Annotated in this window: 22 protein-coding genes and 1 tRNA gene; 7 read left to right on the top strand and 16 right to left on the bottom strand. The window is 35.3% G+C overall.

All coding sequences use genetic code 11. The annotated features are described in order from the left end of the window. Positions 1–110: 110 nt before the first annotated feature. On the top strand, positions 111–1,046 hold the full coding sequence (locus FIT63_RS05830; RefSeq protein WP_140006964.1) for a helix-turn-helix domain-containing protein: 936 nt from the start codon (positions 111–113) through the stop codon (positions 1,044–1,046). A gap of 7 nt (positions 1,047–1,053) precedes the next feature. Here the strand turns inward: FIT63_RS05830 and FIT63_RS05835 are convergent, their stop codons facing one another. Further along, the gene (locus tag FIT63_RS05835) at positions 1,054–1,656 is read right to left on the bottom strand and encodes a LexA family protein (protein ID WP_140006965.1); all 603 of its coding nucleotides are present in this window, start codon (positions 1,654–1,656) and stop codon (positions 1,054–1,056) included. Positions 1,657–1,856: 200 nt separating this feature from the next. Between FIT63_RS05835 and FIT63_RS05840 the strand changes: the two genes are divergently transcribed. Together FIT63_RS05840 and clsB are read left to right on the top strand one after the other, a co-directional pair. Then, complete coding sequence (locus FIT63_RS05840) at positions 1,857–2,129, top strand: HU family DNA-binding protein (RefSeq protein WP_028818039.1); 273 nt, start codon at positions 1,857–1,859, stop codon at positions 2,127–2,129. Between the two features lie 77 nt (positions 2,130–2,206). Then, complete coding sequence (gene clsB / locus FIT63_RS05845; protein ID WP_140006966.1) at positions 2,207–3,349, top strand: cardiolipin synthase ClsB; 1,143 nt, start codon at positions 2,207–2,209, stop codon at positions 3,347–3,349. Here clsB and FIT63_RS05850 read toward each other — a convergent pair. After that, a complete protein-coding gene (locus FIT63_RS05850) occupies positions 3,346–4,293 on the bottom strand; it encodes a pentapeptide repeat-containing protein (protein ID WP_223259897.1) in 948 nt (315 codons plus the stop codon). The genes clsB and FIT63_RS05850 overlap by 4 nt on opposite strands. A gap of 60 nt (positions 4,294–4,353) precedes the next feature. On the opposite strand from FIT63_RS05850, the gene FIT63_RS05855 reads away from it, so the two are divergent. Beyond that, complete coding sequence (locus FIT63_RS05855) at positions 4,354–5,049, top strand: SDR family oxidoreductase (RefSeq protein ID WP_140006968.1); 696 nt, start codon at positions 4,354–4,356, stop codon at positions 5,047–5,049. 105 nt (positions 5,050–5,154) lie between these two features. Here the strand turns inward: FIT63_RS05855 and FIT63_RS05860 are convergent, their stop codons facing one another. From FIT63_RS05860 to FIT63_RS05910, 11 genes are all read right to left on the bottom strand, one after another. Beyond that, a complete protein-coding gene (locus tag FIT63_RS05860) occupies positions 5,155–5,472 on the bottom strand; it encodes a PepSY domain-containing protein (protein ID WP_140006969.1) in 318 nt (105 codons plus the stop codon). A gap of 100 nt (positions 5,473–5,572) precedes the next feature. After that, positions 5,573–6,355, bottom strand: coding sequence for a thiosulfate oxidation carrier protein SoxY (locus tag FIT63_RS05865; protein WP_140006970.1), 783 nt, complete (start codon positions 6,353–6,355; stop codon positions 5,573–5,575). Positions 6,356–6,441: 86 nt separating this feature from the next. After that, positions 6,442–7,641: an SAM-dependent methyltransferase gene (locus FIT63_RS05870; protein WP_140006971.1), complete on the bottom strand. Its 1,200-nt coding sequence runs from the start codon at positions 7,639–7,641 to the stop codon at positions 6,442–6,444. A 16-nt stretch (positions 7,642–7,657) separates the two neighbouring features. Next, positions 7,658–8,389, bottom strand: coding sequence for a DUF1365 domain-containing protein (locus FIT63_RS05875; protein WP_189342286.1), 732 nt, complete (start codon positions 8,387–8,389; stop codon positions 7,658–7,660). A gap of 1 nt (position 8,390) precedes the next feature. Next, a complete protein-coding gene (locus FIT63_RS05880; protein WP_140006973.1) occupies positions 8,391–9,635 on the bottom strand; it encodes an NAD(P)/FAD-dependent oxidoreductase in 1,245 nt (414 codons plus the stop codon). A gap of 2 nt (positions 9,636–9,637) precedes the next feature. After that, positions 9,638–10,582: an acyl-CoA desaturase gene (locus tag FIT63_RS05885; protein WP_140006974.1), complete on the bottom strand. Its 945-nt coding sequence runs from the start codon at positions 10,580–10,582 to the stop codon at positions 9,638–9,640. Beyond that, the gene (locus tag FIT63_RS05890; RefSeq protein ID WP_140006975.1) at positions 10,582–11,103 is read right to left on the bottom strand and encodes a lipocalin family protein; all 522 of its coding nucleotides are present in this window, start codon (positions 11,101–11,103) and stop codon (positions 10,582–10,584) included. Before FIT63_RS05890 ends, FIT63_RS05885 begins: the two co-directional genes overlap by 1 nt. Position 11,104: 1 nt before the next feature. Further along, positions 11,105–11,881: a DUF1295 domain-containing protein gene (locus FIT63_RS05895; protein WP_140006976.1), complete on the bottom strand. Its 777-nt coding sequence runs from the start codon at positions 11,879–11,881 to the stop codon at positions 11,105–11,107. Continuing rightward, positions 11,860–12,366 carry a DUF2878 domain-containing protein gene (locus FIT63_RS05900; RefSeq protein WP_140006977.1) on the bottom strand — a complete coding sequence of 169 codons (507 nt, stop codon included), beginning with the start codon at positions 12,364–12,366 and terminating at the stop codon, positions 11,860–11,862. The genes FIT63_RS05895 and FIT63_RS05900 overlap by 22 nt, the downstream gene beginning before the upstream one ends. Then, complete coding sequence (locus FIT63_RS05905) at positions 12,367–13,422, bottom strand: SAM-dependent methyltransferase (protein ID WP_140006978.1); 1,056 nt, start codon at positions 13,420–13,422, stop codon at positions 12,367–12,369. A gap of 36 nt (positions 13,423–13,458) precedes the next feature. After that, entirely contained in the window at positions 13,459–14,463 is a 1,005-nt protein-coding gene (locus tag FIT63_RS05910) for a S1 family peptidase (RefSeq protein ID WP_140006979.1), read from the bottom strand. A 52-nt stretch (positions 14,464–14,515) separates the two neighbouring features. On the opposite strand from FIT63_RS05910, the gene FIT63_RS05915 reads away from it, so the two are divergent. Together FIT63_RS05915 and FIT63_RS05920 are read left to right on the top strand one after the other, a co-directional pair. Further along, positions 14,516–14,878 carry a DUF2237 family protein gene (locus tag FIT63_RS05915; RefSeq protein ID WP_140006980.1) on the top strand — a complete coding sequence of 121 codons (363 nt, stop codon included), beginning with the start codon at positions 14,516–14,518 and terminating at the stop codon, positions 14,876–14,878. 3 nt (positions 14,879–14,881) lie between these two features. Next, positions 14,882–15,166 carry a 4a-hydroxytetrahydrobiopterin dehydratase gene (locus FIT63_RS05920; protein WP_140006981.1) on the top strand — a complete coding sequence of 95 codons (285 nt, stop codon included), beginning with the start codon at positions 14,882–14,884 and terminating at the stop codon, positions 15,164–15,166. A 5-nt stretch (positions 15,167–15,171) separates the two neighbouring features. Here FIT63_RS05920 and FIT63_RS05925 read toward each other — a convergent pair whose 3' ends face one another. Continuing rightward, complete coding sequence (locus FIT63_RS05925) at positions 15,172–15,696, bottom strand: peroxiredoxin (protein ID WP_140006982.1); 525 nt, start codon at positions 15,694–15,696, stop codon at positions 15,172–15,174. Positions 15,697–15,828: 132 nt separating this feature from the next. Between FIT63_RS05925 and FIT63_RS05930 the strand changes: the two genes are divergently transcribed. Beyond that, positions 15,829–16,062, top strand: coding sequence for a helix-turn-helix domain-containing protein (locus FIT63_RS05930; RefSeq protein ID WP_140005713.1), 234 nt, complete (start codon positions 15,829–15,831; stop codon positions 16,060–16,062). A 6-nt stretch (positions 16,063–16,068) separates the two neighbouring features. On the opposite strand, the gene FIT63_RS05935 is transcribed toward FIT63_RS05930, so the two are convergent. Further along, positions 16,069–16,329: a transcription initiation factor IIE subunit alpha family protein gene (locus FIT63_RS05935; protein WP_028818020.1), complete on the bottom strand. Its 261-nt coding sequence runs from the start codon at positions 16,327–16,329 to the stop codon at positions 16,069–16,071. A gap of 39 nt (positions 16,330–16,368) precedes the next feature. Next, positions 16,369–16,445 (bottom strand) — tRNA-Ile (locus FIT63_RS05940). Positions 16,446–16,451: the final 6 nt, after the last annotated feature.

The following is a 16,451-nucleotide window of genomic DNA, read 5'->3' on the forward strand; positions in this document are numbered from 1 at the left end:
TCGTTAATTGGATAAATCATATCATTACTCAGCCCCCTATATCTTTGAGTAATGATTGAAAAAAACTACTATTAGGATACTATTTTATCTTTACTTTCGTAAGTCATGTGATGTCGAACGATTCAATTATTATCCATGGTCATCTTTTAAAAGAGGCGCGGGAAGATTTAAATCTTTCTCTGGAGGATGTCGCTCGTCAGTTAACTTTAAACGCTAAACACATCACCTCGATGGAAGAAAATAAGAAAGATGGGTTTGTATCTTCCTCAATCAAACTGATTTCTGTTAGAAAATATATAGCCTTTCTTGAGCTGGATATTGATACGGTTATTGAACATAAGAAAAATAAAGCAAAGTCTTTGTTACTGCCTGAGCCGGAAATTGAAGAAGATGTTGATATGGGTGAGCATCCATCGAATAAAAAAATACTTTTTCTATCATCAAAAATAAAACTATTCTTTTTGTGGGCAAAAACACACATTAGAGTACGGTATATTTTTTACTTCATTACTTTCCTTTTTATTTCTAACTTTTTGATTGGCGTATATCAAAAATATGCTGTCGCTCACAAAAACTTTGAAGGGCGAGAAGTCGATTTGCCCAATATTGAATCGCTCCCTAACGATATTGCGACTTATGAAATTAAACCCGGTGAACAAACATCAGAAGCACACGAATCACTCCCCATTCAAATCAAAAAACCAGAAGAAAATAAAAGGGAGATCAAAGATGCTGCAATTAAAATGTGTGGACAAACAGTTTCAAAACCACTTACACAAATCTCATCCCCTACAGACCCACTGAAGCCAAGCGATTACTTCCATATCATCTCAAAAGGCCAACAAACGATTTGTATATTAGACAGCCAGGGCAAAGAGGATAAGTATCTGATGACTGAAGGTCAAAAATTAACTTACCGAGGTAGAAAGGCTCCTTTTAAACTTTTGATTAATCCCGAGCTTAGTGAAATTTTTTATGAAGGCTGGCTAGTTAAACTCAAGCTTGAACAAAGCTATATTCAACTGAATCCTAAAACCTATAATTGAATTAGACTTATTTAAATTTTCTCACAGCGCCTGTTACTACGCCCCATATTTGAAACTGAACCCCTTCTAAAACTTCAATAGGGCTGAATGCTTCGTTTGCAGGAATTAAGCGAGGAGAGCCATTTTTATTTTTAGCTAAAGTCTTGACCGTAAATTCACCATCTAATGATGCCAATACAATATCGCCAATAGAAGCTTCCTGAGATCGATCTACAATCACTACATCGTTGTCATGGATACCAGCGTTATCCATCGAATTTCCTTTAATACGTACAAAAAAGGTCGTATCAGCTTCTCGAATAAGATAATCATTAAGGTCCATTCTTTTCTCAACATGATCATCTGCTTGGGATGGAAGCCCTGCGGGCACCTTGTGTTCAAATAAAGGAATCTTAGTTTTAGTCATCACCTCATTCACCAAATCAATCGATACTACGTTAGAAATTTCTTGAATCTTCCTTTTAGCGTAAGCCTCTAGGATATTTGAAATTACAGCAGTTTGGCTTTCTGGCACTCTGACTAAAGTTGTCTTCTCACCAAATTTTCCGGTGCCTAACTTTCGTCCAGCGCCTGCTCTTTTACCGCCTCGAATAGGAACAATTTTTTTCATTTGAATATTGTAACAAGAATCAAATGAAAAGAAAGCTTTATTTTTAATTAAGTAGATATCGATAGAACCCTTATCTATTGCGAAAAAAATTGAATATGACTGTTGACAAGGCTTAAAAATCAATGCAAAGTACGCCTAGACCTTCTATGACGCTGTCATTTCAATGGTCTTACATATCTTAATTTACATTTGGAGGAATTATGAATAAAGGCGAACTAATCGAAGCAGTTGCAAAAGCAGCAGGTTCAACAAAAGCAGACGCTGGTCGTGCGATTGATGCAACACTTGCAGCTATCACTAAAGCACTTAAAAAAGGTGACGTAGTAACGCTCATCGGTTTTGGTACTTTTAAAGTTTCTAAACGCGCTGCACGAGTTGGTCGTAACCCACAAACTGGTAAAGAACTTAAAATACCAGCACGTAAGGCTCCAACATTCAAAGCAGGTGCTGCACTTAAAGCGGCAGTTAACTAAGCTTAGAATTAGTTATTCATTTAAAAGCGCTTGGGTTTAAACCCAAGCGCTTTTTTTATGGCTTAAAATAAAGTGCTATGCCTTATTACATCAAAGGAAATAAGATTGAATTGCTTAAAAACGGTAAAGATTATTTTGCTGCCGTTATTCAATCTATCAAAAAAGCCCGAAAAAGTATTTTTATAGAAGCCTACATATTTAGCCATGATGCTACGGGCAAGAAAGTGCTAACTGCACTTAAAGAGGCTAGCCAAAAAGGTATTAAGGTTTATTTATTACTGGATGGATTTGGCAGTCGCGATCTTTCGCTAAAAGTTATTAATGAAATCAAAGCTTCAAAAATCTACTTCCTTTTTTATCACCCCAAAATTGCACCCTATCAAATGAAGCGCATTTCATTAAGGCGACTTCATCGCAAAATGATTTTAATCGACCATGAAATTGCTTATATCGGTGGCATCAACATTATTGACGATATGCATGTGCCTAATGGAAAAGCGCCGCGTATTGACTATGCAGCTCAACTAAAAGGGCCTGTCGTTCATCTTATCAGCCGAAGTATGGTAAAACTTTGGAAAAGAGTGTCATGGTCACATTTCGAAAAGTCATTTATTCCAAAAGATTTATACAAGCAAATAGTAGAGTATCCGAATGGCACAAAACTAAATTTTATAGAGCGCGATAATTTCCGCCATAGAAGAGATATTGAAAAAGCTTATTTACATGCCATCGAAAATGCTCAAGATGAAATACTTATTGCAAACGCTTACTTCATTCCAGGCAAGAGATTTGAGAGAGCTCTAATTGCAGCAGCTCATCGAGGTGTATTGGTAACACTTCTCTTAAAGGGTGAAATAGATTATTTCTTATCGAATGCTACACGAGCTTTTTATGGGAAATTTTTAAAAGAAGGTATTACCATCTTTGAATACACTAAAAGTTTTATGCATAGCAAGGTGGCAGTGATTGATGACACTTGGTCGACTGTAGGATCTTCTAATATCGACCCTTTCAGCCTTTTGTTGGCTCGAGAAGCAAATATTTTTATATGGGATAAATCTTTTGCAACTCAACTTAAGAAAAAGATCAAAGAAGATATTCGATTGGGGGGCACTGAGATTCTCTTAAAAGACTGGGATAAATCACACTTAGTTAAGAGAATAAAATCCCGTATTGCATATTTTATTATTCGTATAAGTTTAGGTATCGCTAATATTTAAGGCATCCCACAATCGAAGCATTTACCTTTGACTGTTGAAAATCCTTTTACTGTTGACAACCCTTTAACATTGGTAAAAATGGCACCATCTACAATAGCATCCGTTAAATTTGCATTTGTAAGATCAGCCCCTGTTAAATCTGCTTGACTCAGATCAGCACGATACATATTCGTATTTTTTAAATTTGCTTCCCTTAAATCACCAAATAAAAAACTCGCAATATTTAAATCAGCGCCTTCAAAATTTGTTTTATAAAATTTACCGCCCACTGAATCAAATTTCATTTGTCCCATCGGCTGATTGCCGACGTCTAAACCAAATTGACCATATTTGATGGTAGCGCCTGACATATTGACCGCGCCCAATGTGCCAATCATACGAGCCCTTGTTAAATTAGCACCCTTAAAATTAGTATCACCAAAAATCGCTTGAAAGATGGTTGCTTCAGTTAAGTTAGCGCCTGAAAAGTTTGCTTTTTCAAGACGCGCTAAATTCAAATAGGCTCTCTGCATATTACTGTTTGCTAAATTAGCGCCTATAAGATTGGCCCCAAAGACACTCGTATTAAGCATTTTACAGTGGCTCAAATCTAAGCCATTCATATCTAGATAGCCTAAATCTTTATTCGAAAAGTCACAGTCAGGACTCTTGATTTGTTTCAGGACATCCTCTTGAGATATTTTTTTACGGTCAACTTCTTTATTTTTTTCGTAAAAAACTTCAGCTTTTTTAATAAGCTCATCTGGTGTTTTTAAAAAGATGTCTTTACTCATCTCACTACCAAAGCAATAAACCTTACCTTGATAATTTGAATTGACTGAGCAATCAGTTCTAAGGAAATTCCCTTCAGACAAACTTAAAAGGCAGTAATTACCAAACTCGCCTGCGAAAGCTAAATTTGTAATAAGGAGTAGAAATAATATCCAATATCTTTTTAATAACATGACAATACATCCTAAAGATTTTGATTTATTATAAACCTTTATCATTTCATATTTTTTATTATGTCTAACAACAAATATACAGTTCTTATCACTGGGGCGAATAGGGGATTAGGCCTTGAGTTCGTCAAACAGTATGCTTTAGATAATTATGAAGTCATCGCTTGCACCAGAAAGATAAATAAAAAAGATGACCTTCATCGACTTCAAGCCTCTTTTGAAAATATCTCTATTCACACTCTCGATGTTGAAAATTTTCTATCAATTGATCAATTTGCTAAAACGTTAACAAAACCTATTGATATTTTAATTAATAATGCAGGCCTTTATCCCAATAGCTCATTCGATCATATTAACTATGAAGCATGGCTTAATGCTTTCAAAATTAATACACTTGCCGCATTTAAAATGGTAAAGGCTTTTCTGCCTCACCTTAAAAAAGGCGAGTTAAAAAAGATAGCATCACTCACAAGCAAGATGGGAAGTATTGATGACAATTCGGGTGGTGGTGAATATCTTTATCGATCAAGTAAAACTGCACTTAATATGGTGATGAAAAGTTTATCCATTGATTTAAAGCCTCACGACATGAGTTTTATTACGCTTCATCCAGGATGGGTTAGAACTGATATGGGAGGACCGAACGGACTCATTGATGTGGATGAGAGTGTGACTGGTATGAAACGTCAAATTGATAAACTTTCAATTAAGACTACGGGTCAATTTATTGCTTACGATGGCAAAAAAATTCCTTGGTGATAAAAATACTTTAAATTCATCACGCTAAAAGATCTGTCGAGTTTTTATCTAACCTCGATAAAAAGAAAAAAGCCACTTACAAAGTGGCTTTTTAGTGATAAAAAATTAATCTTTATTTATACTATCTTCAACGACTATCCCTGATTCTGCGTCGCATTCAATTTCCCAATATTTACCGTCAGCACCTTGAATATCAATATCAAATATAGGTCGACCATCCTCTGTTTCCATATCAATTCCTATAATCGCACCAGGATGTTTTGCTAAGGCTGTTTTCATACAACCACTCATTACTTCATTATGTTTTTTAAAGTCCACAATCACTGGCTTATCCTTGTGATTATAATCGTTGCCATAAAATAAAACTGCACCAACCAGAACCGCCACAATCACAAGGGCTAATATCGCTAAATATTTTTTCAAAATAATCTCCTTAATTTAAATGCATTTTAACATTAGATCTGAAATTAAAAAACCACTTAAAAAAGTGGCCTTTTAAAAAAAACGAAGACTGAATCTTTATCTACATTAATTTATTATTAGAGTATTTATTAAAGAATTTTCTGCCCTGCGTATCAACTGCTATGACTTTTAAATCACCTTTAATTTTTGGTGAATCAAAAGAAAAGAATGGATTTTCAGAGGTACTGCCCCCACCAAATTCAGCACTCCAAATTTCTTTTTCATTATCCGTGACACTTACATAACTCAAATGCCACTCTTGCAAGATAAAAAGTCCTGTGTGATTACTTAAGTTAGCCTGAAATCCATTATGTTGAGGATGTTTGATAAAGATAGAAGCTTTATTATCTGTATGCAACACTTTCATAGCCCCAATTTCCTTAGACACCGCATCGGCGTCATAAATAGTCCCGGCAGAACAGCCACCTGCTGATCGAATTGCTACTTGATTGTAAAAAAATTTACCATTTTCATCTTCTGCGATCACATCCACATAACTGTCTTGTTCCATGCGAATATGAGTTTTAAAAGTAAATGGCGCAGTTTTAGGGTGCATCGTCAATGCAAGGGATCCGATGCCAGGTAATTGATGCGGATTACCTTCAACGACTACTGAAATCTTTTTATATTGTTTCTTCACTGTAAAATTAAAAGGGACTTGAGTACCATCTAGCCCTCTCTTAGGGACGTCAAAAGTAATGTCATCTGTTTTAGTTAAAGATTTACCTTTGAAGTATTTATCTATAACACCATCTAAATGATTAGGCGTTTCGGCCTGAGCATTAAAAGCTGCGAAACTGCTTATAATGAACATTGAAATTAAAAAAACTACTTTTTTCATCATTTTGCTTTCCTTAACATTTTCATCAAGCGACTAAATATAATGCTCTCAAATGTCTAAAAGTTCAAGAAAATAGGCCTTTTATTTTATTAATTACGATATCCGGGCTTTACCAATTTAAGATGAATATCACTGATAACTTTTTCTTTGAACCCCCCCTCGCAATAAGCCAGGTAAAAGTGCCACATTCTAATAAATACGTCATCAAATCCTAAAGCCCTGACCTCTTTTATATGTGCAAAAAAAGCCTCTCTCCACAAGGCCAACGTTCTAGCGTAATGATCACCAATATCTTCAACATTATAAATTTTCAAATCAGAAGACTCCGCAATACTATTTTGCAGAGCAGTCAGAGAAGGGATACAACTCCCAGGGAAAATATACCTTTGAATAAAATCAACTGATCTTTTGGCTTTTTCGTAGCGTTGATCAGCAATTGTAATAGTTTGTATGAATGCAATACCATGAGGTTTTAATAAATCAGCACACACTTCAAAATAGGTGTCGAAATACTGATAGCCAACAGCTTCTAACATCTCAATAGAGACTAATTTGTCATAACGACCTTTTAAATGCCGATAATCTGAAAGTAACACCGTAATCTTATGCGTTAATTTTAATTCTTTAATTTTTTGTTTTACATAAAGGAACTGTTGTCTTGAAATAGTTGTAGTAGTGACTTTGCATCCATAATTTTGCGCGGCATAAATGGCAAAGCCTCCCCAGCCAGACCCAATTTCAATCACATGGTCTCGGGCGGACAACTCAAGCCCTTGGCATACTTTTTCTAATTTATGAATAGACCCTTTACAAAGAGAATCTTGGGGATTTTTAAACACTGCGGACGAATACATCATCGTTGCATCTAAAAATAGTGAGAAAAAATCATTACCTAAATCGTAATGCTTAGAAATGTTAACGCGGCTTCCTTTAACCGAATTTTGATTTAGAAAGTGCAAGAATTTAAGAATGGGTTTCAGAAAAACATTAAATAAGCCTTCTAACTGATCCATTGCATTTTGATTGATCGCCATAATACGAATAAGCTTTGTTAAATCATTTACAGACCAAAACTTTTGCATAAAAGCCTCACTAACACCTATAGAGCCACCAAAAGCAAGCGCCCCATAAAATCTTGGATCGTGGAGAGTTATATGAGCACTTAAACTTCCCTTGCTTCCGAAAGAAAATTTCTTATCCCCCTCTTGGATAGAGATATGGCCTATATCTATTTTCTTTAACTGATTGAAAACAAGTGATCTCGCAAAATGATGTAAAAGATTTTTCATGGTCATAATTAAAATTTTAGGGGTGTGAAAAAAAAGCAATACCTTTTATCTTCAAACATAAAGCTTGCCAATAAATTGAAAAAATTGTCTTAAAAGTTTCAGGAGGGAATTTCAAAAGTAAAAAAGTAAGTGATTGCGTCGTTAATGGTTTTTTTTGAAGTCTCATGGATGCATTGAAAATATATTGTTTATCATGGATATTGTTCATAGACACTGCTATCTCTTGCCCTGGCTCCTTAAAACTCCACTGATATTGAATATCCATAGGCATAAAAGGTGATACATGAAAACTCTTACTAAATTCGAAAGTTTTGATCGGGTGCTTTATATTTCTGCAGTCATGAACATAAGCATGATTTTCATTCCAAGGCGTATTAGTAATATGCGACACAATAACTTCTAACTTGTTTTTTGTATTAAAGCAGTAATAAAAACTCACCGGATTAAAACAATACCCAAAATACCGTGGACTTGTAAGTAAATATATCTTGCCCTGATGATTGAAATGAAGCTCTTTTCTAATTTCATCTTGTATAGATTTTTTTAAGTTAGTTTTTTTGTTCCCAAAATAATCTGATCTCAAAAAGCAGCCAAAATTAAAACGGTTATAACTCCAAAAAAAATTATCTGAAAATACATTTTTTAAATTGTCTAAATCAAGATACAGCAAGCGGATCTGGTACTCGAAGGCATGCTTTTTAGGCTTTGTCCGCGTATGTTTGAGTGTACCTTCATAAATGGCATTCATTCTATAGCCCATGCAAGTTATTAAACTGCTGAATCGCATCTAAGGCACTTTTGACGCCATCCTCATGGAATCCGTTGCCCCAATAAGCCCCAGCAAAAGAAGTGCGATTCATGCCAGAAATAAGATGGTAATTTGATTGGGCCCCTATACTTTGCAAACTATATTGCGGGTGGGCATAGGAGAGCTTCTTAATAATTTTCTTCTTATTAATTTTTTCTTGTGGATTTAATGTCACTAATATTGGCACAGTTGTTACTAAATTTTGCAAAATATTCATATTGTATGTAAGAGATACAGGTGAATGAATGTTTTGATTAATATGATAATTCCATGCCGCCCATGCAAGCTTCCTTTTTGGCATAAAGCTCTCGTCATAGTGCAAAATGACTTCATTATCTGTATAGGGTATTGCTCTTAAAGTATTTTTTTCATCTTGAGTAGGACTTTTAATTAACTTTAATGCTTCATCGCTATGGCATGCAAAAAATACCCAATCAAATTTTTCAGCACGATCGTGAAATTGAATTACCACATGATCACTTTTCCTATCAATCGACTGAATTTTTTCATTGAGTTTAATTTTACTCGCAAAAGATGCAATCAACTTTTGCACATAATTCACTGAACCACCAGTTATGGTAAGCCACTGTGGCCTGTCATTAACATTCAACATGCCATGATTATCGAAAAAGCGTATAAAAAATTTTGCAGGGAACTCCATCATAGTTTTATAGTTTGATGACCATATTGCAGAACCCATAGGCAATATATAATATTTTTTAAAAAAATCTGAGTAGGCTTCTTGATCAAGATATTTACCTAAACTTATTTCTTCATTACTATTTAAAAGCAATGTTGAGCTTTTATTAAATCGAAGGATTTCTTTGATCATCTTATAAAAGATTGGGCTTATAAGATTTTTTCTTTGCGCAAAAAGTGTATTCAAATTTGTTCCGTTATATTCAAAATCTTTTTGGCTATCTTTGACACTAAAACTCATAGCGCTATTTTCATATGGCACTTTAAGTTCATGTAAGAGATTTAAAAAATGAGGGTATGTTTTTTTATTGAAGACAATAAAACCTGTATCTACATGAAACTTATTGCTAAACAACTGGATTTCATGGGTATGAGAGTGTCCACCCACTCTTGAGTTGGACTCAAAAAGTGTAATTTGATGATGCGGGTTTAAGTGATAAGCAAGTGTATTACCAGAAATACCTGATCCTATAATTGCTATCTTCATAACTAATGATGAAGATGTTCTATCTTTTTAGATTCTCGGATATTGTCAGAAACAGTGCGAACATCCCATATCACGCCCATCATTGATAGAAATTTCAAAATATAATAAGTTAAATCTACTTCCCACCAATAAAACCCTTGTCTTGCAGAGCCTGGGTAGTGGTGATGGTTATTATGCCAACCTTCGCCGAAGGTCAAAATTGCAATAATAAAATTATTGCGACTCGTGTCTTTAGTTTCATATCTCTTTTTCCCCCATTGGTGCGCCACAGAATTCACTAGAAAAGTAGCGTGATAAAGCATCACTGTAGAGAGTGAAAATCCCCAAATTAATAATTGGAACCCATTCGTATTTAATTGTGGCTCATATTGATTCAGACAATGGCCAATCACAAATAAGCCGATAGATAATGCTAAAGGCATTAAAAGATCAAACCGATCAATGATTCGTAATTCTGGAAATCTTATGAGTTCTCGAATAAATTTTGTATTGGTCACAAAATTTGATTTGGTTAGAAACCATCCCATATGACTCCACAAAAATCCGTGCTCTTTAGGAGAGTGCTTATCTTCCGGCGTATCTGAGTGCATATGATGGCCCCTGTGATGAGCCGCCCACCAGAGAGGGCCTCTTTGCACAGCAGTAGCACCAATCATGGCGAAAAGAAGCTGAACGAAACGAGAGGTCTTAAAAGTTTTGTGAGAAAAGTAGCGATGATAAAAACCTGTGATCGCAAACATGCGAATGGCAAATAGAAATATACATACTGTAAAAGCGGTCCAACTAAATCCTACGATCACAATTAATAAACAAGACAAATGAAGAAGAATGAATGGAATCACTCTCATCCAATCAATTTCCTTGCCAGATGTGATTGATGCATACTTTTCTTCAAGAAAAGAATTATCAAACCAGTAGAATAATTTTTTAAAAAGTTTACGCATCATTAATTTGAATGCTCGATCCAACGTATTTTCTTAATATCGTAACCGTCATCTTCGATTTTTTTTACTAAGTTTTTTAATGTATCTTGATCTATCTTTTTTTGGCGTGACATGATCCACACATAATCACGATCATCTCTTGCAATAATAGTATTTTGGTAATCTTGGTCTAAATAGACGATTTTATACTGTGCTTTGATAGGCCATATAAATTGCATGCCCCATAAAGCATTGCCAGAGCCTTTCACCACAAAACCTTTAGGATGGTATGTTTTAATCGGCCCAGTCAAAGATCCCTCATTGAAAGTGAAGGTCGTACCGATCGTGCCATCTTCATTTAACTCATAAGACTCAATGGCATTAAATGCATTTTTTTCAATAAAGGTTGGAATATGGCCAATAACATACCATGGCCCCATAAATGCCTTTAAATTTACTTCAGGAACTGCTTTGATGGGGGCTTGAGTCATACATCCATTCAGTAATAAAAAAAATGCTACTAATAGGGAAAATTTATATCGCATATTATGCCTTCCAGAATCGAGGAATTAAAGTATTTACTTTTTTCTTGTAAGTTTGGTACTCATCAAATTTTTTAATGAGATTAGCCTCAAGAAGAGTCACGCCTGAAAACCTTAATATTAAAAAGGTCATAAAAAGTGGCGCTACCAAATTAAAATGAACCCCTGTCACAAGAGTCGTAATGAAAAAACCCCACCACACCAAAAGCTCACCAAAATAGTTTGGATGACGACTAAATTTCCATAACCCTGATTGTAGAAGCTTTCCGCGATTTTTTATGTCGTTCTTAAATAGCATTAATTGATAGTCAGCGATTGATTCATACACTATTCCAAATAGCGTCAATGAAAAACCTAATATATCCAACCCAGTTAAAGGATGATCATTTTTTATGGCAATAAAGAGAATCGATCCTACTATCCATGAAAGAATGGATTGAAGTCCAAAAATAATATATACACTTTTATATCTAAAATTAGGTTCGTTATTTTGTCTAATTTTCAAGTAACGCGCATCTTCTGATTTTCCCCAATTTCTTATCGTCAGATAAACCGCAAGGCGAGCCCCCCACAAAGAAACTAATAAAAGAACTAAAGCAGACCTTAATGATGGTGCAAATGCTGTATAAAAATAAAGTGCATTGAATACAAAAAATAAACTCCACATAATATCAACATGATTAACATTATTTTTTTTAAGACTGATAAGCCAGCCAAAGTAAGCAAATAAGATATTAATAAATAATGCATTTAAATATATCATGTGCGAAATCCATTCCATTTTTGGGCAATGTATAAACAAACCGGGGTCAGGATCGCCCAACCAAGCGCTAGAGCATATATTGAAAAATGATTCGTAAGTTGAACAGCATTTAATTGCTCTGCCGCAAAATAAGCTACAGGCCCACCGATAAAGCCAAATAAAATAGCTAATACCAAATTAGATTTAAGCCAGCTCAATGAGAGATTAAGCGTGGTTGCGAATAATCCCCACATAGCGACTATCCAAATAGGAACAAGATAATCAATGAATTGATTCTCATAAGTCACTAAATTTGTAATCAATAGTAACTGATCAAATATCGAGCCTAATAGCATGATAATAAATAGTAGAATCGTGGCTTCTTTTTTCCGCGACGCTTGCATGATATGAATTAATAAAATCAAAGCAACAACTGTCATAGATAAAGGGAGTTTTTGATGAGCGGCTCCCCATACCGAGACAAACCAGCCGAACTGAAAAAGTACAAAATTAATTAATTTCATTTATTTCTTTGGTCTCTCAAATTGATAATGAGCGACCCACCACTCTTGGCCATGTCGGTATCCAAACAATTCAGCACAGGCCATATAAAAAATACGCCATCGATTAAACCATTGCGTCGCATGTTGATTACCGTAAGTTTTTTTGAGGATAGGATAAATATGTGATTTTTTTTGATCCATATTGTCTAACCAAGCATTTGCTGTCTTTTCATAATGCGTTCCATCCCAGCACCATTTTTGATTCAATTTTAAATGCTCTTGAAAATGTAACGGCAGGTCATCGCTTGGCATCATTCCTCCTGAAAAGAAAAATTTGCTCATCCAGTCATCCTTATCTTTTACTTCAAAAGGGTAAGGTGTATGTTGATGCACGAAAATATGCATAAAGAATTTACCACCTGGCTTTAGCCAATCATGAAGCATTCGATAAAGTTTTCTATGATTTCGCATGTGCTCGAACATTTCAATTGAAACAATGCGATCAAAAACTTTTGGAATCTTAAAGTTTTTAGGTTGGAATCGATTCATATCGCATGTGATGACATGAATATTGTTAAGCCTTCTTTTTTTGGCCTCAGTTTCAATAAAAACTCTTTGGCTATTTGAATTAGATACTGCAAATATTCGACTTTTCGGATATTTTTTTGCCATAAAAAGCGTTAATGAGCCCCAACCACATCCAAGCTCTAAAATAGTTTGTCCATTTTTTAAATCAGCATGTTCAGCGCTGATGTTAAGCGCATTAAATTCTGCATCATCTAGATGGTTTGTGTTGCTGTCCCAATAGCAACTACTATATTTTTTATGTTTGCCTAAACAAAAATCAAAAAAAGAAGATGGCACTTCATAGTGTTGTTTGTTTGCAAGGTCCGGCACGAGAGCGATAGGCGATTGATCCATGCTTTTTAAAAAGATACTTTTTAAATCTTGTGATGTTTCTGTATCTTGATGGCTGATTTCATCAAGGCGTTTCTTTAAAAGCTGTCTAATTCCGAAACGGATAAGTGAATCTGGAAGCAACCCTTTCTCAGCAAGTAATAAAGCTTGTTTTAACATAGTGAAATATTTTATTAAAGTTGTAGGTAATAAATCTTACTTTAACTTATCTAGTTTATTCAAAATAACTTCTGCGAGACTTGTATTTAATTGATTGACCTTTTTTTGAATATTTTGTAGGGCGGCTAAATCTTTTTCAGATTCGGCTATTTCTGCTAATCCCATCATGGCATCCACATGTCTAGGATTTATTTTTTCAGCCCTAGAAAATGCGTCTTTTGCAGCTTTCAGATCTTTTTTTCCTTGGCTAGCCAACCCCAAAAAATACCAAGCATCAGATGAATTTGGCTCTTCTTTGATCCACAAGTCTGAAATAGACTTCAGCGTATCCCATTCTTTATTTTGGTAGGGAATTACTACTTTCATAAAATAAGGCTTTTGTTCGAATGGCATAGCCCAAAAAGGAATATCTAAAGTTTTAAGTGATTTAGTATTGGGCTCCTTCATAAGCTTTTTAATCCATTCCACTGGCAAGCTGTAGAAGAATCCCTGTGGTCCCGGACTTTTAAATGTTGTAATTCCAATTAGATTATATTTTTCATCGAATAGGCCGCCGCCACTTGAACCAAGGGCAAAGGCTGCATCCGATCTGATAATGACACTGCTATCCAGTTTATGCATTGCTTTCACAGAGCCATAAGATGGCTGTGGCACATTGCTCCCATTTGGATAGCTAACGCTAAATACATCTTCCTCATATTGCAGTGTTTGACTGTCGCGAAGAGGAACTGGCGTGAATGGTAATTCTTCAAACTTTAATAAACATAAATCATGTTTCCAATCTGCCTTAAATGCGATTGGCTTATATGTATCATCATATTTAGAAATATTAGCGCCCAATGTATTCGCAATCACATGGCAATCGGTCGCAACATACTCCTTACTCACAACAACACCTGTTCCAGTGCCTGAGGAGCCATCGGGAAAATCAACATTAACAACGACAATTGAATTATTAAGCTCTAATAATTTCGCAAAAGTGGGGATTGCTTCTGCTTGTGTCGCAATAAGCAATAAAAATAAACTTATAGTATTTTTCATGGTCTATACGACTCTTAGATTTAAATATCGTTCACAGTGGTGTCTTAAAAAAATGACAATTAAAAATGTTCTCGGAACAAAGTTAGAAGTTTGTAACCTTAACCCCATCACAGGATTCACTCGAAGTGGATGCTGTGAAACAGGCCCCGAAGATGTTGGCCAGCACACAGTATGCGCAGAAGTCACCGAAGAATTCCTTCAATTCTCTAAATTAAAAGGCAATGACTTAACGACTCCAAGGCCTGAGTATGAGTTTGTGGGTCTTAAAAAGGGAGATCGTTGGTGTTTATGTGCCAACCGATGGCTAGAAGCCTTAGAGGATGGTATTGCACCTCCTGTCGTTTTAGAGGCGACGCATGAAAAAGCTGTAGAAATTATTGATCTTGCAGAACTTAAATACCACCAACTAAGGTAATTCATGGCTTATAACGCAAAAGAAATAGAAGAAAAGTTAACACATAAGTGTACATTTTGGTCTTATATTTTTCCTTCGATTGAAAGAAAATTCTTAACACAGAATTTTGATGATTCGATTCGAATAGCAAATGAAATTGCAAAAATTGCGAATCAACTAAATCACCATCCGGAACTCGTATTTAAGCATAATGCGCTGATCATCAGAATTCATACCCATAGCGCGTCAGGGATTACAGATAAAGATTTTGAATTAGCTGAAAAAATCGATCAATTACTATTAGCTTAAATTTGTTATTTAAGCGTTTTTAAATCCTCAATAATTTCTTGGCTATGTTTTGAGGTATCTATGCTGAGATAAATTTTTGCAATCTTGCCTTGAGGATTAATCAGATAGGTATATCTCTTCGCAAGCTTTATCACTAAAAAGTTATTCAATGCTCCGTAGCGACTTGCAACCTCGCCTGAACTATCTGACAGAAGAGGGAAGGGTAAATTATATTTTTCAGCAAATTTCTTATGTGAAAAACTATCATCAATACTCACGCCGACCACTTTGGCACCCAGGCTCTCTAGAAATTTAAAATCATCCCGAAAGTGGCAGGCCTCAGTAGTGCAGCCAGGTGTGTCATCTTTTGGATAAAAATACAGAACAAGCCATTTACCTTTATAGTCACTTAAATTAACTTGATTGCCTTGACTATCTGGAAGTGTAAAAGTTGGTGCGTCATCGCCTATCTTTAAAATAGGCGCTGCCATAACATTTGCTCTAAGCAAATAAAACACTATAGCGATACCAATTAAAATAAAAATCTTCATAAAAATGTATTTACCTGTAAATGAACGAATCTTCCAAATAAGCTGGATTTATAAGGGTCTTACAACATCTACTTCAAACCATGTCGTCTAAGAATGACAGAATTAATTTCTTAGATACTGCATAGTAGCTACGTGAACAGACTTTCAAAAATAGATAGCACCTTCGGTACAGTTCTTCGAAAAAAAAGGCTGACTAAAAAACTCACACAAGAAGCCTTGTCGATTGAATCCAGTCTCTCGCGAGCTTATATCAGTGAATTAGAAATGGGTCATAAAGACCCTAGTCTCTTCACGATATTTAAGTTAGCTACCGCCTTAAAAATTAAGCCTTCCACTATGATCGACGAAGTCGAGCGTCAGATTTAATTTAAATTACTGAGGTGGTGCTGCAGGTGCTTTTCTGCCTGGCGCTGCTGGCGGCGTATAGCCTGCGATACGACACTGAATACCTTCAACGAGTTTACCTTTAGCGCCATGTTGAATAATGGTACATGTCTGAATTAAATTCTTGCTTTGTAATTCTGAAATCGTTTTTCTTAACTCTTTTAAATCAATCCCCGTATCTTTGACGATCTCGTGATCAATTTTTTGTCCGTGTTTTTGTAAATATTTTAATACCACTTCTTTTGTCATATTATTACCTTCCTTTTTGCTTACTTTTTAATTCTAATTTGGTGGGCCCACCTGGACTCGAACCAGGGACCAAAGGATTATGAGTCCTCTGCTCTAACCAACTGAGCTATAGGCCCTCTGAT

Origin of the sequence: Candidatus Methylopumilus planktonicus (genome assembly GCF_006364715.1) — a bacterium.
Lineage (GTDB): Bacteria > Pseudomonadota > Gammaproteobacteria > Burkholderiales > Methylophilaceae > Methylopumilus > Methylopumilus planktonicus_A.